This window comes from Allomuricauda sp. F6463D (assembly GCF_023015965.1).
Classification (GTDB): Bacteria; Bacteroidota; Bacteroidia; order Flavobacteriales; family Flavobacteriaceae; genus Flagellimonas.
The window spans coordinates 853,791-872,576 of sequence record NZ_JALKAN010000001.1 but is presented as its reverse complement, the minus strand read 5'-3'; the positions used below and the strand labels follow the sequence as shown (position 1 = coordinate 872,576).

At 40.4% G+C, this 18,786-nt stretch carries 20 protein-coding genes; 14 read left to right on the top strand and 6 right to left on the bottom strand.

Annotation, left to right across the window (positions count from 1 at the left end; all coding sequences use genetic code 11):
- Window positions 1-3 precede the first annotated feature (3 nt).
- Window positions 4-1,191 carry a TlpA family protein disulfide reductase gene (locus MWU56_RS03775; protein WP_247042409.1) on the top strand — a complete coding sequence of 396 codons (1,188 nt, stop codon included), beginning with the start codon at window positions 4-6 and terminating at the stop codon, window positions 1,189-1,191.
- Between the two features lie 31 nt (window positions 1,192-1,222).
- Here the strand turns inward: MWU56_RS03775 and arsB are convergent, their stop codons facing one another.
- The 4 genes from arsB to MWU56_RS03755 are packed head-to-tail and all read right to left on the bottom strand — an operon-like array spanning window position 1,223 to window position 3,758.
- Window positions 1,223-2,275, bottom strand: a complete 1,053-nt coding sequence (arsB, locus tag MWU56_RS03770; protein WP_247042401.1) for an ACR3 family arsenite efflux transporter — start codon at window positions 2,273-2,275, stop codon at window positions 1,223-1,225.
- The gene (locus MWU56_RS03765; protein ID WP_247042400.1) at window positions 2,275-2,892 is read right to left on the bottom strand and encodes a low molecular weight phosphatase family protein; all 618 of its coding nucleotides are present in this window, start codon (window positions 2,890-2,892) and stop codon (window positions 2,275-2,277) included. The genes arsB and MWU56_RS03765 overlap by 1 nt, the downstream gene beginning before the upstream one ends.
- Window positions 2,893-2,914: 22 nt before the next feature.
- The gene (locus MWU56_RS03760) at window positions 2,915-3,382 is read right to left on the bottom strand and encodes a DUF6428 family protein (protein WP_247042399.1); all 468 of its coding nucleotides are present in this window, start codon (window positions 3,380-3,382) and stop codon (window positions 2,915-2,917) included.
- Window positions 3,383-3,428: 46 nt separating this feature from the next.
- Window positions 3,429-3,758, bottom strand: a complete 330-nt coding sequence (locus MWU56_RS03755; protein WP_247042398.1) for an ArsR/SmtB family transcription factor — start codon at window positions 3,756-3,758, stop codon at window positions 3,429-3,431.
- 213 nt (window positions 3,759-3,971) lie between these two features.
- Here MWU56_RS03755 and MWU56_RS03750 point away from each other — a divergent pair, with 213 nt between their 5' ends.
- Genes MWU56_RS03750 through MWU56_RS03705 form a run of 10 tightly spaced genes read left to right on the top strand, consistent with a single transcriptional unit; the run spans window position 3,972 to window position 12,365 of the window.
- A complete protein-coding gene (locus MWU56_RS03750; RefSeq protein ID WP_247042396.1) occupies window positions 3,972-5,126 on the top strand; it encodes a cysteine desulfurase family protein in 1,155 nt (384 codons plus the stop codon).
- Window positions 5,123-6,277, top strand: coding sequence for an XdhC family protein (locus tag MWU56_RS03745; protein WP_247042394.1), 1,155 nt, complete (start codon window positions 5,123-5,125; stop codon window positions 6,275-6,277). Before MWU56_RS03750 ends, MWU56_RS03745 begins: the two co-directional genes overlap by 4 nt.
- Window positions 6,274-6,879 carry an NTP transferase domain-containing protein gene (locus MWU56_RS03740; protein WP_247042392.1) on the top strand — a complete coding sequence of 202 codons (606 nt, stop codon included), beginning with the start codon at window positions 6,274-6,276 and terminating at the stop codon, window positions 6,877-6,879. The genes MWU56_RS03745 and MWU56_RS03740 overlap by 4 nt, the downstream gene beginning before the upstream one ends.
- Window positions 6,876-7,112, top strand: coding sequence for a MoaD/ThiS family protein (locus MWU56_RS03735; protein ID WP_247042390.1), 237 nt, complete (start codon window positions 6,876-6,878; stop codon window positions 7,110-7,112). The genes MWU56_RS03740 and MWU56_RS03735 overlap by 4 nt, the downstream gene beginning before the upstream one ends.
- Entirely contained in the window at window positions 7,109-8,122 is a 1,014-nt protein-coding gene (locus MWU56_RS03730; protein WP_247042388.1) for a HesA/MoeB/ThiF family protein, read from the top strand. Before MWU56_RS03735 ends, MWU56_RS03730 begins: the two co-directional genes overlap by 4 nt.
- A complete protein-coding gene (locus MWU56_RS03725) occupies window positions 8,115-8,558 on the top strand; it encodes a molybdenum cofactor biosynthesis protein MoaE (protein ID WP_247042387.1) in 444 nt (147 codons plus the stop codon). The genes MWU56_RS03730 and MWU56_RS03725 overlap by 8 nt, the downstream gene beginning before the upstream one ends.
- Window positions 8,559-9,455: a bifunctional molybdenum cofactor biosynthesis protein MoaC/MoaB gene (moaCB, locus tag MWU56_RS03720; protein WP_247042384.1), complete on the top strand. Its 897-nt coding sequence runs from the start codon at window positions 8,559-8,561 to the stop codon at window positions 9,453-9,455. It begins immediately after the preceding gene.
- Window positions 9,448-10,440: a GTP 3',8-cyclase MoaA gene (gene moaA / locus MWU56_RS03715; RefSeq protein WP_247042383.1), complete on the top strand. Its 993-nt coding sequence runs from the start codon at window positions 9,448-9,450 to the stop codon at window positions 10,438-10,440. The genes moaCB and moaA overlap by 8 nt, the downstream gene beginning before the upstream one ends.
- A complete protein-coding gene (locus tag MWU56_RS03710; protein WP_247042382.1) occupies window positions 10,440-11,606 on the top strand; it encodes a molybdopterin molybdotransferase MoeA in 1,167 nt (388 codons plus the stop codon). Before moaA ends, MWU56_RS03710 begins: the two co-directional genes overlap by 1 nt.
- 3 nt (window positions 11,607-11,609) lie before the next feature.
- Window positions 11,610-12,365 carry a sulfite exporter TauE/SafE family protein gene (locus tag MWU56_RS03705; protein ID WP_247042381.1) on the top strand — a complete coding sequence of 252 codons (756 nt, stop codon included), beginning with the start codon at window positions 11,610-11,612 and terminating at the stop codon, window positions 12,363-12,365.
- Here MWU56_RS03705 and MWU56_RS03700 read toward each other — a convergent pair.
- Complete coding sequence (locus tag MWU56_RS03700) at window positions 12,362-12,745, bottom strand: winged helix-turn-helix domain-containing protein (protein ID WP_247042380.1); 384 nt, start codon at window positions 12,743-12,745, stop codon at window positions 12,362-12,364. The two genes, MWU56_RS03705 and MWU56_RS03700, sit on opposite strands and share 4 nt — an antisense overlap.
- Before the next feature lie 100 nt (window positions 12,746-12,845).
- Complete coding sequence (locus tag MWU56_RS03695) at window positions 12,846-13,421, bottom strand: DJ-1/PfpI family protein (RefSeq protein ID WP_247042377.1); 576 nt, start codon at window positions 13,419-13,421, stop codon at window positions 12,846-12,848.
- A gap of 339 nt (window positions 13,422-13,760) precedes the next feature.
- On the opposite strand from MWU56_RS03695, the gene MWU56_RS03690 reads away from it, so the two are divergent.
- The 3 genes from MWU56_RS03690 (at window position 13,761) to MWU56_RS03680 (ending at window position 18,652) form a co-directional block, all read left to right on the top strand.
- On the top strand, window positions 13,761-16,442 hold the full coding sequence (locus MWU56_RS03690) for a VPS10 domain-containing protein (RefSeq protein WP_247042376.1): 2,682 nt from the start codon (window positions 13,761-13,763) through the stop codon (window positions 16,440-16,442).
- A 718-nt stretch (window positions 16,443-17,160) separates the two neighbouring features.
- Window positions 17,161-17,457 carry a helix-turn-helix domain-containing protein gene (locus MWU56_RS03685; protein ID WP_247042375.1) on the top strand — a complete coding sequence of 99 codons (297 nt, stop codon included), beginning with the start codon at window positions 17,161-17,163 and terminating at the stop codon, window positions 17,455-17,457.
- Window positions 17,405-18,652: a virulence-associated E family protein gene (locus MWU56_RS03680; protein ID WP_247042374.1), complete on the top strand. Its 1,248-nt coding sequence runs from the start codon at window positions 17,405-17,407 to the stop codon at window positions 18,650-18,652. The genes MWU56_RS03685 and MWU56_RS03680 overlap by 53 nt, the downstream gene beginning before the upstream one ends.
- Window positions 18,653-18,786: the final 134 nt, after the last annotated feature.

Here is an 18,786-nt window from a genome sequence, read left to right as displayed (position 1 = left end):
AACATGAATTGCTTGCTCAAACCATTGGTGTTAATTTTTCTACTGTTACAATCTTGTACAGAAGAACCATGGCTTTCCGGAACCTTGAACATGTCCGATGGAGATGAATGGAAACCTATGGTTTACGTGGTTCATCCCCAGAAATTTAATGAGTTGGCCCAAAGCTTTGTTGGGATAGTACTGGATTCGGCCGAAGTGGACAGTAATGGGTATTTTGAGTTTAAGGAATCCCCAGACTATAAAGAACCTGTACTGTTGGAGATTGTAGTGCAAAAAATAGGTGAGAAGTATCCCAATAGGTTAATAAATGAAAACCATGTTACCGATAACTACTTCCCTTTGATTTATACGGAAAATGCTAATTTAGAAGTAAAAGCAGCCATAGCAAGTTTTCAAAGTTCACTTACCATAGCAAATCCTTCTCCAGCAAATGAAGCGGTACTCCGATTGAGGGATGAACGATTGACTGTATTCGATAAATATCTAAAGGAGGTTGTAAAAGGACAACAGGCAGATGAAGATTTGTTGGAGCGTGAAAAAAGTCTTCATTTATATCAGGAAAAGCTAGTATACTTTGCCGATTCCACTTCCCATTTACTTCCGGCACTAATGGCATTGAGGTGGGTGAGCCCCGAGGGTGATTATGAACGAATTGCTGAACCGGTCTACCAGCAATCTAAAAAATGGAACGAGTTATACCCTGAACATCCTTGGGTTAAAGAATTTGTTTCTGTCGCTAACAAGCAAAACCTTCCTGTGTTGATTGGAGATACAATCCCTAATCTTAAATTTCCGATGAAAAGTGGAGTGGAAATTTCCCTAAAGGAAATTATTGAAGGACAAAAGTTAGTGCTACTGGATGTTTGGGCGTCTTGGTGTGCCCCTTGTAGAGTTGAGAACAGAAATGTTTTGGTGCCGCTTTGGGAGAAATATAATCCCGAAAACTTTCAAATTGTGGCCTATGGTTTGGAAAGCAGTGAAAAAGCTTGGCACAACGCCATTGAAAAAGATGGTGCGTACCGTTGGTTGCATGCATCGCATTTAGAAGGGGATCAAAATCCGTTAATGGAGGATTTGAGATTAAAAACCATTCCGGCCAATTTTATAATCGATTCAGAGGGCAAGGTATTGGCCAAAAACCTCCTTGGAAAGGATTTAACCGATTTTGTGGATGGTTATATGTCAAAATAGTTGTTTACAGCCACTGTCCATAAATGCGCCGTTATGCTTTTTCCTTTGCCAAGCTGAAATATTTTTTTCTTAACCAGAAAGATACTTTAACCAATAAAATGAGTGCAGGCACCTCTACCAATGGCCCGATTACGCCAGCAAATGCTTGACCTGAGTTCAATCCAAAAACGGCAATCGCTACGGCAATCGCCAATTCAAAATTGTTGCCAGCTGCCGTAAACGCAACCGAAGCAGTTTTGTCATACGAGGTACCCATTGCCTTTGTGGTAAAAAAGCCAATTAAGAACATCAGCACAAAATAAATCAACAACGGCACCGCAATAATCAATACATCCATCGGTATTTGAACGATCAACTCTCCTTTTAATGAAAACATGATTACAATGGTGAACAAAAGCGCAATCAAGGTAATCGGAGATATGGTAGGGATAAACTTGTTGTTGTACCAATCTTCCCCTTTTAATCGAACCAATATTTGCCGACTCAAAATCCCCATCAAAAATGGAATCCCTAGATAAATAGCCACGCTTTCTGCAATGGTGCCTATGGAAATATCTACAATAGCGCCTTCAAATCCAAAATAGGGTGGGAGAACCGTAATAAATATCCAAGCGTAGAAGCTGTAGGCAAAAACTTGAAAAATACTGTTCAATGCCACCAATCCTGCTCCATATTCGCTGCTACCTTCGGCCAAATCATTCCATACCAAAACCATTGCAATACAGCGCGCCAAACCAATTAGAATAAGTCCAACCATGTATTCGGGGTAGTCCCTAAGAAAGATAATTGCGAGTACAAACATTAAGATGGGGCCCACAATCCAGTTTAAAAACAGTGATATGGATAATATTTTGGTGTTTTTAAACACTTTGGGCAACAAGGCATATTTTACCTTGGCCAAAGGCGGATACATCATTAAAATCAATCCTATGGCAATGGGAATATTGGTGGTTCCACTACTAAAGGAGTTTACAAAGTCGGGAAAGGTTGGGGAAAAATACCCAATTCCGACCCCCAATGCCATTGCTACAAAAATCCAGAGGGTCAAATTTCTATCTAAAAAGCTTAGTTTTTTGGAAGCCATTATTTCTGTATTTGGGAAAAAATATAAAACATTTCCGAAGCAATCTGTTTGCTTCGTTCGCTGTATTTTTCTGCTTGTTGAGGTGTGTCATCAAAAACTTTGGGATCCTCGTAGGTAATCGGGATTCGTTTTTCTGCTCCAGGAACAAACGGACAGCCTTCATCGGCCTGGGAGCAGGTCATGATAGCTGCAAATTCTGATTTTGGATTAAAATCAGAATCCATTCTTTTGGAAAAACCAATCACGGAATGCTCGTTGCTCGAAAACTTGATACTGTACACAGGATTATTTCCTGCGGAAAGGGAATTTACCTCAAAACCGGTATTCGTCAAGGTATCCGCGACTTTGGGGAATAGGGCAGTGGCCTCGGTCCCTCCAGAATAACAGGAAACGTTTTCTATTCTAAAATAATGGGCCATTGTCTGCGCCCATACTTGGGACAAATGACTTCTTCGCGAATTGTGGGTGCATATAAAATTAATACGAACGGATTCCCCATCACCCACTTTTTTCTGAATATAGTCAACTAAAGGCGCAAGCGTTTGTTTGCGTTCCTCGGAAATGGATTCTGATTCTAAACCAGAAATGAATTCGTTCAACGGTTGAAAAATTGACATATTTATTTTTGTTTATTGGGAATTAACAACAACCACTGCCCGGTGCGCAGGACTGTGAACTTTGTACCTCAGACAACTTTACTTTCGGCTTTTCCGTTGGAACTCCACATTGGTCCTTCGCTAAACAATCAGTTTGTTTGGTGGTCAACAAAAAGTTAGTGCCGTCAAAATCAAGGCCAAATTTCCCAATGGTCTCACCTTGGTATTCCACTTCCACCTCCAAATCATCGATTCCCAATGTTTTTTCGGAAAGCTCAATAATATGAACCAATTTCTCCGGATGAAGTCTGTGGTCATAATCATTGGCATTCCAAAGTTGAAAATTCACCACTTCTTCATTACGGACAGTACCACCACAATCAATAAAGTGTTTGGTTATTTTTCCCACTTCGGTTACGTGGAAATGATTGGGCACTAATTCACCATTAGGTAATTGGAAGGCAATTTTATCCAATTGTTTCAAGGTATTTTTTACTTCTGAAAGTTTCATATCTAAATGTTTATTGTGATATTACGATTAATTAAATTAAATTTTTTTAGCAACAATCTTTTTTGGTCAGGTCTTGGTTCAAGAAATCAGTCATGATAGTTTTCATTTTTTTCCAATTCTCCTCATCAATACAATAACAAACACTGGTACCTTCAACATTGCCTTTTATCAATCCTAAATTTTTCAATTCTTTTAGGTGTTGGGAGATTGTTGGTTGGGCCAATCCTATTTCATCCACTAAATCCCCACAAACACATGCATTTATTTTAAATAAGTGTTCTAGGATAGCGACACGGGCAGGGTGACCAAAAACTTTGGCAAATAGAGCAATTTGATTCTGCTTATCGGTAAATATTTCTGATTTGGTCAAGCCCATTGTAACATGATATTGATTGCAATATTACGATTAATAGTATTTGAGGACAAAAATTTCATGTTAATTTTTCATTGCTTAGCTGGGGTAACTCGCAATGTAGGTTAAGCCCACTTATATTAAGTGATTTTTAACGTAATTGATTCAAAAATTGTAACAATTAGCAGTTATTCTTATTAAATTGCGTTATGCACGCACATGCATAACGAAAATTGAATGACCAGAAAAAATAAAATATATCTGGATTACAACGCGACCACACCTGTAGACCCACAGGTGGTAAATGCCATGCTGCCCTATTTTACAGAAAACTTTGGCAATCCAAGCAGTGACCATTTCTTTGGATGGTATGCGGATGATGCTGTGGAAAATGCACGGAATCAAGTGGCCAAGCTTGTGAATTGTAGGCCAGTTGAGTTGACATTTACCTCAGGAGCCACGGAGTCTGCAAACCTTGGGCTGATTGGATATTGCAGAAAAAATAAAAATCGTGGAAACCATATTGTTACCGTTAAAACAGAGCATAAGGTCATATTGGAAACCATGGCTTTTCTGGCATCTGAAGGTTTTGATATCACTTATTTGGACGTGGACAAGAACGGAAACATTGATTTAAACCAATTGAAAGAAAACTTGAAATCAACAACCATTTTGGTGAGCATTATGCTGGCAAACAATGAAACAGGTTTGATTCATCCTATAAAATCCATTTCCAAAATAGCACACACAAAACAAGTGGCGGTAATGTCGGACATTACACAGGCTGTTGGTAAAACACCTGTCGATTTGCAAGATTTAGAAGTTGATATTGCTATTTTTTCGTCGCACAAACTTTATGGCCCTAAAGGAGTTGGGGCACTTTATCTAAATAAAAAAAATAAAATATCGATTGATAAACACCTCTATGGTGGAAGTCATGAAAAGGGTCTTCGTCCTGGAACTTTAAATGTACCTGGAATCGTAGGTTTTGGTGAAGCTTGCAGAATTGTTGGGCAAAGTCTCGAGGAAAACTATCAAATGCAATTGAGCCTGCAAAATCAATTGGAAGAAGAGCTTGTAACGATTGGGGGAGCAACGATCAATTGTGGTAAAGAAAATCGTTTGCCTAATACGACCAACATTTCATTTAAAGGTGTTGATGGAACCAAGTTACTTCGCCAATTAAATACATTGGCAGTATCGCGGGGTTCAGCCTGTAATGCAAACTTGATAACTCCTTCTCACGTACTAAAAGCGATGGGGATTGAGGATCATACCGCCTTAGGGAGTTTACGTATCAGCACGGGTCGAAAAACTATTTCAGAAGATATCCAAAAAGCGGTTTTCGAAATCAAGAAGGCCGTAAACCAACTTAAAACAGTCAGCTTATGAGGGAGTTGAATGTGATCATATCGAAATATTTACATTTAAAATCACAAGATATCGGTAGTATTATGGCCACCGTGGTTCATGTGGAAGGCTCTTCCTATCGACGGGCCGGAGCACGAATGTTGGTGGATGAGTATGGAAATATCACTGGGGCCATCAGTGGGGGATGTTTGGAAGGCGACGCCCTAAGAAAGGCACTTTTTGCACTAGATAGACAAGAAAATAAATTGGTCACGTATGACACGAGTGACGAGGATGATGCGGTCATCGGGGCACAATTGGGCTGCAATGGCATCATTCAAGTGCTTTTTGAACCCTTGGACTATACCGATAAGTACAATCCATGCGAGCTGTTGCAAACAGTTGTCAAGAATGATACCGCTCAGGCCATTTCCATAGTTTTTGATTTGGAGAAGAGAAACAAACAACTTGGCACTGTTTTGATTACAGATAAAGTCCATGTCCATAAGAAAATCAACCTGCCTCCTGAGCTGGAAGCGGCATTGCTTTTTCAAAGCAAAAAGGTGCTGGAGCAAGACAAATCGTGCTTTGTTGAGATAGAAACTCAAAGTTCCAAACAACATGTTTTCATGGAATTGCACCAGCCTCCGGTACATTTAATCTTGGTGGGCGCAGGGAACGACGCCCAACTACTTGCCCAACAAGCAGACCTATTGGGGTGGAAAGTTACCGTAACGGACGGTCGACCAACACATGCGAACAAACAGCGATTTTTGGGTGCGTGCCAAGTTATTGTCGCAAAGCCCGAAGAAACATTGGAGAACATCAAAATAGATAAACACACCTGTTTTGTACTGATGAGCCATAATTATAATTATGATTTGAGTGTATTAAAACTATTGTTGGGAAAACAGCAAATCCCATACATCGGCATTCTTGGGCCATTAAAAAAGTACAATCAGATGCTGAACGAACTAGCGGGGCAAGGTGTCGAAGTTTCCAAAGATGACCTAAACAAAATCCATGCACCCGTAGGGCTTGAAATAGGTGCGGAAACACCAGCAGAAATAGGATTATCCGTATTGGCGGAGATTCAAAGTGTATTGACCAATAAAAATGCAAGGCCACTCAAACAAAAATCAGAACCCATCCACGATAAAATAGCGAACTACTTTCAAAAACTATCCATTTGAGTACAGAAGAAAACATAGCAGTGGTTGTTTTAGCAGCAGGTGGATCCAGTCGTCTGGGAAGGCCCAAGCAATTGGTAAGGTTTAAGGGCAAGACGCTCTTGGAACACGCCATGGACAATGCAAATATATTGAGCTTCCGAACAAAAATATTGGTATTGGGAGCAAACCAAGATAGTATTCAAGAAAAAATTAAAACAAAAGGATGTAAAGTGGTCATTAACAATGATTGGGAGAAAGGGATGGCATCCAGTATCAAAGTGGGGCTAGCAGCTGCTTTGGAAGATGAAGCTGGGTTGGACCATGTACTCTTCTTGGTATCCGACCAACCCTTTTTGGAAAAATCCAATCTCATCAAGCTAGTGCATACCCAATTGACGAAGAACCCAAAAGCTACGTATTCCCAATATGGAGATACTATTGGAGTGCCTGCTATTTTTGGAAAAGCGGCATTCCAGTTATTGTTGAAATTGGAAGGTGATGAAGGAGCTAAGAAATTGATGCATTTTGAAGATTTTGATTTTTGTACGGAAACATTCAAAAAAGGAGGGTTTGATGTGGATACCGAGGATGATGTTAAACGATTAAAGCAAATGGACCTATGAAAGTAACGGTCAAATATTTTGGATTGGTGGCGGAAGCTACCGAAAAGTCAGAAGAAGTTATGGAACTCAAAGGAGAACTAACTGCCATTGCGTTGAAAGAACAATGCCTGAAGGGACTTACCATTACTGATAAGGATTCTGTACAAATTGCGGTAAATCAAAATTTGGACGATTCAATAACAATAAAAGATGGTGACGAAATAGCTTTATTACCACCATTCGCAGGAGGATGAGCAGATACAGTAGACAGATAAAACTCACTGAAGTTGGACCTGACGGACAGAAAAAACTTCGCAATGCCAAAGTGTTGATTGTTGGTGTTGGGGGGCTGGGAGGTCCAGCGGCCCAATATTTAACCGGGGCAGGAGTGGGTAAAATAGGTCTAATAGATCATGATAAGGTTGATATTTCAAATTTGCACAGACAGGTTTTGTTCTGTGAATCGGATGTGGGAAAACCAAAAGCCGTTGTCGCCAAAGAACACCTGGAAAAGCAAAATAGTGAAGTGCAATTTCAGGTTTTTGAAGAACCGTTGACGATTGAAAATGTGGAAAATATCATCAAACAATACGATGTGGTATTGGATGGCACGGATAATTTTGAAACCAAATATCTTATCAATGATGCCTGCTTACTTGCCGATAAACCTTGGGTTTTTGCTTCCATTTACAAAAACGAAGGACAACTTTCGGTATTCAATTACAAGAATGGGCCAACCTATCGTTGTGTGTTCCCAAAGAGTACTAGGCAGAACATCAGTTGTGAGGCCACGGGAGTATTGGGCGTGTTGCCAGGTTTTCTTGGAACATTGCAGGCGGCAGAGGTCCTTAAAATAATCTTGGGGGTAGGTGAAGTGCTCTCGGGAAAATTAAAGTTGGTCAATATAATGCAGGCCAGTGAGCAGACCATCAAAATAAACAAACGTCCTGAAGAGATAGCGAAAATTCGTCAATCAGGAATAGCCCCTGTTTATATTGATTGCAACTTAAAAAACAAGGAACATTGGTACCTCGATGTGCGCGAAGTGTTTGAACAGCCTAAACCAAAAGGAAAAAAGGTGTTGAACATTCCTTTGGGAGATTTGACATCACGGCACCAAGAAATACCGAGCGATCAAGAGGTTTTTGTATTCTGCCAGACTGGTAAACGTAGTAAAAACGCTATAGAAATCCTTAAAAATGAATTTGACTTTCACAACCTGAAAAATGTGGAAGACGGTATAGAAACAATAATTGATGGATAGAAAGAAACCAAAAAAAGTATTTGTTCAAGGGGCAATTCCCCCTGAGAAAATAGCCAATTCGGTGGCCAATCACCAAAGCAAGACCAATATAGGCGCGCATAGTATTTTCTTGGGACAGATAAGGGCCGACGAAGTGGATGGGAAAACTGTAATTGCCATTGATTATACGGCCTATGAGGAAATGGCGGAAAAGGTCTTCCACGAGATTCGGGAAGCGGCTTTTGCCAAGTTCGATATTACCTGTGCCCATATTTATCACAGTTTGGGAAAAGTGAACGTTGGTGAACTTTGTTTGTTTGTGTTCACGTCCTCCGCACATAGAAAAATAGCGATTGAGGCCACTAACTTTTTTGTGGAAGAGATTAAGGCAAAAGTACCCGTGTTTGGTAAAGAGATTTTTGAGGATGAAACCCATCAATGGAAAGTAAATAAGTAAATGGTAGATATAACACATAAAACGAACACCTTGCGGGAAGCCACCGCGGAAGCCATCGTGAAGACAAGTAGTCAGGAAACGATTGAGGCCATCAAAAACAATAAAGTTCCCAAAGGGAATGTGTTTGAAATGGCCAAAGCAGCAGGATTGTTGGGGGTGAAGAAAACCCCAGATCTCTTGCCCGATTGTCATCCCTTGCCCATTGAATACACAGGAATCAATTATGAAATCGATGGCTTGGACATCATTATTACAATGACCGTAAAGACCATTTACAAAACAGGGGTAGAGGTAGAGGCCATGCATGGTGCTAGTATTGTTGCCTTGACAATGTACGATATGCTTAAACCGATTGATAAAAAAGTTGAAATTGGCACCATACGACTTAAATCGAAAAGAGGGGGGAAGTCCTCCTTCAACATAAACACTGAAGGCCTAAAAGCGGATGTAATCGTTTGTTCAGATACTATTTCCAAAGGAAAAGGAGAAGACAGGGCAGGAGAGGCCATTGTTGAAAAACTGAAAGCACTGGGGGTAGAATCCCAAAAAAGTATCATTCCCGATGAAGCTGATGAAATCATCAAAAAAGTGGAATATACCACAGCAGATATGGTGATTTTTACGGGAGGAACGGGCGTGGGGCCAAGAGATGTTACCCCACAGACTTTGGAGCCCTTGTTGGACATCAAACTAAAAGGAGTTGAAGAACAAATGCGAAGCTACGGGCAGGAACGTATGCCGTATGCGATGTTTTCGCGATCTATTGCGGGCATAAAGGACGGTAAATTGATTTTGGCACTGCCAGGCTCTACCAAAGGAGCGGCAGAATCCATGGATGCAATTTTCCCGCACGTGCTGCACGCATTTAAAGTGATAGAAGGAAAAAGACATGATTGAACAGAAACCACAAATAATTGACAATTTCGGTAGGCCACATACCTATCTCCGTATTTCATTGACCGACCGGTGCAACCTTCGGTGCTTTTACTGTATGCCCGAAGAAGGCATTGAGTTGATGGAAAAGCCCAGCATCATGACCTTGGAGGAAATCATAGAGATGACCAGGACTTTCAGGGATTTGGGCGTGGATACGGTACGGTTGACTGGCGGCGAACCTTTGGTTCGAAAGAATTTCGGTTTTTTGGTCGAGGAACTGGCCAAATTGGGTGTTACCCTCAAATTGACTACCAACGGAATTATTTTAGATAAATATTTGGACTTGTTTGATAAAATTGGACTGCGCAAAATCAATTTTAGTCTGGATACCTTGGACAAGGCAAAATCCATCTTCATCACTAAGCGTGATTACTACCAGCGTATTATGCGCAACTTGGAGATGGCCCTCGATATGGATATGGACATCAAGCTGAATATTGTACTGATAAAAGGAGTCAACGATAAGGAAATCAACGATTTTATCGCTTTGACCAAGGATAGAAAGATTACTCCAAAGTTTATAGAGTTTATGCCATTTAAAGGTAACCAATGGGATTGGAGTAAAGGAGTTGGAAAAGATGAGATTTTGCAGACCGTTCGTGCTGGGTTCGGGGAAATAGAGACCTTGAAAAATCCACAGCACAGTACTTCTACCAACTTTAAGGTGAAGGGTCATAAGGGCAGTTTTGGCATTGTTAGTACCATAACCAATCCTTTTTGCGATGAGTGCAACCGTATTCGCTTAACGGCTGATGGCAAAATGAAAAACTGTTTGTTCGCAACCTCCGAAACCGATTTATTGACTCCGTTGCGGAACGGGGAAAAGATAGACCAGACCATTTTGGAGGCCATAAAGTCCAAAAAGCATTCCCGTGATGGCATGGATGTAAAGATGGATGCAGAACACTACGAGCAAAACCGTTCAATGATTTCAATAGGGGGCTAATGGTTACGATAGAAGAAGCACTACGCATTATAGCAGACCAAAAAATCAATTTAAAAAGTGAAACAAAGCCACTGGAAGATGCACTTGGGTACGCACTTGCCAATAAAGCAGTATCACCTTTTGATGTGCCCGAGTTTGATAATTCCGCTATGGACGGTTATGCGCTGTGCGGACTTTATCAGCAATATAAATTGGTAGGGGAGGTGGCTGCTGGTGATTCCGAAGCGGTTTTAATGAACGACGGTGAGGCCGTTCGGATTTTTACAGGCGCCAAAGTGCCCAAAAATACTTCTGCCGTGATGATGCAAGAGAAAACGTCGGTGGAAGCAAGCACGCTTTTTTTGGACGAAATGCCCAAAGCTGGACAAAATGTCCGTAAAAAAGGAGGGCAATTGACCAAAGGACAAGAGGTTTTTGAACAAGGACATATTTTGAACCCACCCTCATTGGCCTTGATGGGAAGTTTGGGATTTGAACAACTGGAAGTTTTTTTAAAACCTCAAGTAAACATCATCACAACGGGAAACGAATTAGTAAAACCTGGTCAACCAAAGTTGGAGGGACAGATTTATGAATCCAACAGTTACGCGATTGCCGGGGCATTACAACAGTTCGGGTTTAAGCATCATCAAAAAATACAAATACAGGATGATTTTGAGGCCACAAAAGCAGGTATCAAAGCGGCTTTGGAATCTTGTGATGTACTGATTATCTCGGGAGGCATTTCGGTGGGGGACTATGATTTTGTAAAACAATCCCTTGAAAAAAATGGAGTTAAAGAGTTGTTTTATAAGGTATTTCAAAAACCTGGAAAACCATTGTATTTTGGAAGAAAGGACAATAAGTTCGTGTTTGCTTTGCCCGGAAACCCAGCCTCATCGCTGACTTGTTTTTATGTGTACGTGCTTTCGTTGCTTCAAAAATTATCGGGATATCGGAGGGCTGGTTTGCCAACCTATCAATTTCCAATAAAACATGGGTATGAAAATCGATTTGGGCGCCCTTCCTTTTTAAAAGCCTTTGTTTCGGAAGGAAATGTAGCGGTTTTGGATGGCCAAGGTTCTTCTATGATTCAATCCATGGCGAAGGGAAATGCACTCGCTTTTGTGGATGATGGTGAAAAGCTTAACGAGGGTGACTTGCTGACATGTAAATTGATATCGTAAGGAATGAGTGTTGAATATTTGCCCGTAGTATTCTTTTTGATTGCACTTTTTTATAGCTCGGTTGGGTTTGGGGGAGGTTCCAGTTATTTGGCGATTCTCAGTCTTTTCTTGACCGATTTTTATGAGATACGTTCCACGGCACTTATCCTGAATATTTGTGTGGTCAGTATTGGCACACTGTTTTATATCAAGAATCGGGTTTTCAACCTTAAAAAGTTTTGGCCTTTTTTAGCGGCAAGCATTCCATTGGCCTATCTGGGCGCGCAGTTACGGCTATCCGAGACTTCTTTCTTTTTAATATTGGGAATCGCATTGATCTTGGCAGGTATTTTTATGCTGCTGCGTTTTGTGAAGAAAAAAATGGACACCTACGAGTTCTCAAATCCCAAAAAAATGCTGCTTGGCGGGGGTATAGGATTACTTTCAGGAGTTTCGGGAATTGGGGGAGGTATTTTTCTTTCTCCAGTATTGAATCTTTTAAAATGGGCGAACCCAAGAACGGTAGCTTCGTTGGCATCTGTTTTTATTTTGGTAAATTCCATTTCTGGATTGGTTGGTCTGAATATGGCGGGAACCTTCACATGGAACAGTGAATTGATATGGCAGCTCATTGTTGCTGTTGTGATTGGGGGAAGTATTGGTTCCTATTTGTCCAACAAAAAATTCAATCTGAAGTTTTTGGGAGTGCTCACTAGTATTTTGGTACTTTATGTAGGTTTCAGATTGATTTTATTGCACGGTTTTGGGATAAAGATTTAAATCAGTCCCAACATTTTACCGGAATGCTGTTGCACGGTCGAGGTAATCTCTTCATTCATTTTTAAGAAAATGGAAAGCACTTCTTCCCCTGTTTTCGTTAATTCGGCCCCACCGCCTTTGGTTCCGCCTTTGTGAAGTTCCACATAAGGCTGTTGCCCCCGTTGGTTCATATCTTCCACCATGGCCCAGGCTTTTCGGTAGGACATGCCCATTTCCTTGGCCGCTTTGGAGATGGACCCATTTTTATCAATAAGCTGTAGAAGTTGTGCGCGACCTGGACCAAAAAACTTTTTTCCATCAATATCGATCCAGCACCGTACTTTGAGTTCTTTACTTGTTTGCATCATTGCTTCTGTTCTAACTTCAATCAATATACTCAAATCTTTGCTGATGATTGAATGAACCTAAAAAAATAAAGGGCAAAACCATCTTTGAAAAGTTCAGAGTGGTCTTGCCCTTTATGTATTGGGAGTAGTTTATTTAGATAGTTATACTGGCTCCCATTACCTTTAAAAACTCACTGATAAGCGCTGGATGGCCGGGCCATGCGGGTGATGTTACCAAATTACCATCTACATAGGCTGCATCTACGGGAATATCCTGGAACTCCCCCCCAGCCAATGTGACTTCTGGTCCAACAGCGGGATAAGCGGTCAATTTACGCCCTTTGACCACCTCCGCGGCCGTCAGTATTTGTATCCCGTGACAAACAGCTGCAACAGGTTTGTTCTCGTTAAAGAAATGCTTGACAATATCCAGCACATTTTGATTCAAACGAAGATATTCTGGAGCACGCCCTCCGGCAATGACCAATCCGGCATAATCCGATGGGTCAACATCAGAAAAGCTATAGTTGAGCGCAAAATTATGCCCCGGCTTTTCGGTATAGGTCTGGTCACCTTCAAAATCATGGATGGCGGTTTTAATGGTGTCCCCCTTTTTCTTGTCAGGACAAACGGCATGTACTTCATAGCCCACCATCAAGAGCATTTGAAATGGAACCATGGTTTCGTAATCTTCGGCAAAATCACCAGTTAGAAAAAGAATTTTTTTCATATTTCTTATGTTTTGGGTTAAATGTTAGGATGTAATGTTTGTTCCCTTAAAGGTAAGTAAGGTTGGGTAGACACATTGTCAAGTTTCTATTAAAAAAAAATTAAAAGTGAAGCTATTTGAAAAAATGCCGGAAAATCATAATCTATTCTGATTTTCCAATAAAACTTAAAAAGTAAATGCCCAACAAAACAACGAAATAACTCAATATGAGTTATCAACTTTTGGATTCCCAGTATTATTATTTATGAACCTGTGGATTAATATCACTTTTTCATTCCTATAGAAGATTTTAACTATCTTTTTACCTTTAAAACCAATAACCAACTAACTATACTTAGAATGAAAAAAGCAATCTTTATTTTCTGTTTATGTTGTGGCACTTTATGCTTCATGTCCGCCCAACAAAACAACCCTTCTATTTCCGAATCTACTTTATCTGAATTTCAATATCGATTATTAGGCCCTTCTATGCCAGCAGGTCGTGCTTGGAGAGTGGTTGGTCTACCTGACAACCCTAAAACCATGTATGTAACAACAGCAGGTGGTGGTATCTGGAAAACGGTTAACAACGGAACCACATTCAAACAAATATTTACAGATGAAAGTTCAGCATCAACCAGTGAGATAGCTATAGCAAAATCCAACAATGATATTTTGTGGGTCGGAACTGGCGAAGCAGCAAACACTCGTGCCAATTCTATAGGAGATGGCATCTATAAATCCTTGGACGCAGGCGAAACATGGCAACACATGGGTTTAAAAAATTCGCAGATGATCGGAGGGATCGTTATACATCCAGAAAACCCGGATATTGTTATGGTTGCTGCCATGGGGCATCTTTGGGGAACCAATGAGGAAAGAGGCTTGTTTAGAACAACCAATGGAGGGGAAACGTGGACAAAAGTTTTATATATTGATGATACAACAGGGTTTTCCACTATTAAAATAGATCCTAAAAACCCAAATATCGTATATGCTACTGCTTGGCAACGGACCAGATTTGGCGGTGGTGATATGGATGAGTCCGGACCAAATAGCGGTATATTCAAATCGGTTGATGGAGGGGTGACTTGGAAAAAGCTTACCGAAGGGCTGCCAACAGACGATACGGGAAAAATTGAACTCGCCATAGCCCATAACAATACCAACATTATTTATGCGGCTATCTTAACGGGAGAACCAATAAGAGGTGGTAGAACAAGCAAACAAGGAGGAATTTTTCGCACGGATGATGGAGGCGGTTCCTGGGTAAGGGTTAATGAAGATATGACAAGTTATTATTATGATCATATTTATGTGGACCCTACCAATGACGAAACGGTTTGGATGCCGGTGTATAAACTATCCCGTTCTACGGATGGAGGTAAAACATTTTCATTGGTAAATATGCGGCATGTTCATTTTGACCTGCATTCTATGTGGATCGATCCAAACGATACGGATCATATGGCTATTTCTGGTGATGGAGGTGTGAGTATTACCTATGATGGGGCTAAAACATGGCAACAAACTGTATTGCCAATAGGTCAGTTTTATGAAGTTAGTGTGGATAACCAACAACCCTATCATGTTATCGGAGGTATGCAGGATACGGGACATTGGCGCGCACCTAACAGAACATATGATGATGAGGGACTTACGACATTGGATTGGTCTAAACTTCGATATGTTGGCGATGGAATGGCATCGGCCACAGACCCAAGAGATCCTAACATTATTTATGTGGTTCAACAATTTGGGAACTGTTCACGATTGGATTTAAGAACATGGGATAGGACTGAATTAAAACCTACGGATATTGAGGAGCTAAAGCAAAAAGGTGCAACGCATTCAATCAGATATAATTGGACCCCCGGATTTTTATTATCAGAACATGATCCGGATTATGTGTATTTAGGCAGTAATTATCTATTTAGGATTAACGCTAAATCTGGAGCATATGAAGTTATAAGCCCAGATTTATCATTGCAGCAGGACAAGACCTTAAAAGGGATAAATGATGGCTATCATAGTTATGGAAGCATATTTTCAATTGCAGAATCTTCATTGGATGATCAAGTGCTTTGGACCGGAGCCGATGATGGTCCTATTTGGCTAAGCACCAACAAAGGGGACGACTGGAAACGCGTAGATACTTCAATTGACGATAAAGAGGCCAAACTTGGTGTTGTGGCCGAAATAGAAACCTCCAAGTTTGATAAACAAACCACTTATGTAGTTTATGATGGCCATGCGCGTGACGATATGAAACCCCATGTTTATAAAACGACTGATAACGGTACATCATGGCAAGACATTGCTGGTGATTTACCAGAATTTGGACCAGCATATGTTATAAAAGAAGATCCCACTAATCCACAAGTATTGTATTTGGGAACGGAGTTTGGAGTATATGTAAGTCTAAACCAAGGAGGTTCATGGACAAAACTGAAAAACAATTTACCAACTGCTGCTGTTAGGACCATGGCAGTTCAAGAGCGTGACAGCGAATTGGTAATTGGTACATTTGGGAGTGCCATCTGGGCTTTAGATATAGCTCCTTTTTCTGAAATGACTTCTGAAAACCTGGATAAACCGGCATTTTTATTTAAAGTGAAACCTGCTATTAATTTCAAACAAAGGGTAAGTTTTGGAAACTCTATAGAAGAGATAAACGGTGATATGTTTTTTAGAGCTGAAAACCCTCCTATGGGAACTATGATTACCTATCGTGTTAATGCAAAGAATGATGATGTAAAAATTACCATTACCGATAAACAAGGCAACTTAGTTAGGACCTTGGCAGGAAATAATGAATTAGGAATCCATAAAATCAATTGGGATTTAAGAAGCGACGAAACTATAAACAATGAATTTACCAGAAGCAGCAACATGACTCCTAGCGAGTTTGCTTATTCTCAAAGAGTTCCATTGGGCGATTATACCGTAAGGCTTTCAGTGGGCAATTATCATCAGGAAACTGAAGTTAGTGTGATTAAAGAACCGCAAGCAAAAGTAGAAGCTGCGCATATCAGAAAATAATATAGAGAAAATTAAAGAAGGTTTTTATTTTCAACATCCACCTACAAACTAGTATCTCAGCCACCTATATTGGCACCTAAAAAACAAAAGCCCCTTAAAAAGGGGCTTTTCACGTTATTATGCGGAGGAAGAGGGTCTTCTTTAATTTGAAAAAACCACTGTTTTCAGGGGTTGTAAAGGGTGGGGAATTTGTACTGACACCGAAAGGGACACCTTTTTAACAATAATTTAACGATTATGCACTTTTAAGATACCAAATGGGTACAATAAGAGTTAAAATAAATTAATTAGCTTCAAAAGGACAAAATTTCAAATTGAGCAATGCCAGGTAACGCAATCAAAATTTTAAATAGACCATCTATTTAACTACGATATTAAAATCCTTCAACAGTATGTCCAGAAACCAAAATTAGATTAAATCCTGATTCTTAATTTTGCTGCAACTAATTTTCGATTGTTAATAACTCGAATCCTTACAATATTCCCAAAAAATCCATTAGCCTCAAATGGAGCCATTTGAAAACATATAAAATTTGTCAAATTTAATTTGACAGTATTTGAATAAAATTAATTAACTGTCTGTTTGTCAAATTTTTGTGAATAACTATTTCTAGTATTGGTTAACACCTGCTCCCTTTTGTTTCTACTTTTATTCCAAGAATTCTGCAATAGAAAACAAAAGTGCTTTTGTTCATTTTTTAATCTCAAAAAGAAGCAAATGAACAATTTATTGATACTAGAACGATTAGATCGTTTGGAACGGCTCATGATAGCCAACAAAGAAGTGCTAACCTTTGAGGAGACCTGTGACTATACCGGGATTTCCAGAAGTTATTTGTACAAGCTGACCGCTGGGGGAAATATTCCGCATTCCAAGCCCAATGGAAAAATGATATTCTTTGAAAGGAAGAAGCTCAATGATTGGCTTCTTCAAAATAGTCGGGTGTCCCAAGATGAAATCAATGAGAAGCATAACGGCCCTTATTCTAAAATCGAAGGTAATGGTTTCGGCTAAGGATGATAATAACCTGTACTTTGTCAAGGATTCAAAGAAGAAAACGGTATATGATTACACCATGGAATATTTGGGAACCAAGTATGATATCATGTACAATGAGATTTCCCATGATTTCCAGATAGCATTTAAAGGTTCCAGGGAGTGGCAATATCTGAACCTTAACTCCCTTATCATAGAGCTTGCTAAAGCTGGTGTGGATATCCCGACCGGAAAATTGGAGATACTGATACGATCGGAGTGGATTCCCAAATATAATCCCATCAAGGAGTATTTCAACAATCTCCCGATATGGGATGGAGAGGACCATATCCTAAAGCTGGCATCCTATGTGCCTACTTATGAGAAAAAGGCTTTCAATTATCATTTCAAAAAATGGCTGGTCCGTGCCATCAGATGTGCCCTGGAACCCAATTATTTCAACAAGCAGGCTTTCGTGCTTTCCCATCAGGGGCAAAACTCGGGCAAGTCCACATGGTGCCGATTCCTCTGCCCACCCGAGCTCAGTGAATACATGGCCGAGGATATCAGCAATGACAAGGATGCAAGGATTCAGTTGTGCCGGAATTTTTTGTACAATCTGGACGAACTGGCCGTGCTGTCCAAAAAGGATGTGAATGCGCTAAAGTCATTTTTTTCCAAGACCTTTATAAATGAACGCCTACCGTATGATAGAAAAAACACCACCCTGTCACGGATATGTTCCTTTGTGGGATCCACCAATATGTCATCCTTTTTGAACGATGAGACAGGGTCGGTCCGTTGGCTCTGTTTTGAGCTCAAGGGGAAAATAGATTTTTTGTATTCAAAAGAGGTCGATGTCAACAAGGTCTGGTCACAAGCGTATCATTTGGCCTACTCGGACCCCAGCTTTGACTCCGAACTTTCCATTGAGGACATACAGGAGAACGAGGAAAGGAACAGGAAGTATATGAAATTGACCTCGGAACAGGAAGTGGTTGCCAAGTACTATGAAAAGTCCAATGATATGAAAGACTTCAGGACGGCATCGGATATCATGGTTGAGATCGCTTGTCTCAACCTAAGGCTCAACCACATCAATATCGGTCGGGCACTGGCCGGGTTTGGCTTTCAAAAGGTCAAGCATCCCAAACGACAGGTGTACGGCTATTTGTCCCGACCACTCTTTGGGGGAAGCCCATGGGAAATGGAATTTGCAAAGAAAGAAGAATAATACCTACCTAGTTACCTAAAGCAGGATAAAGCCAATGGTCATGAGGCAAAACTTTAGGTAGGATATATAACCTCCATCTTACCTAAAGGTTACCTATTCTACCTAAAGGGTAAGATAGGTAAGTTGAAAAAACA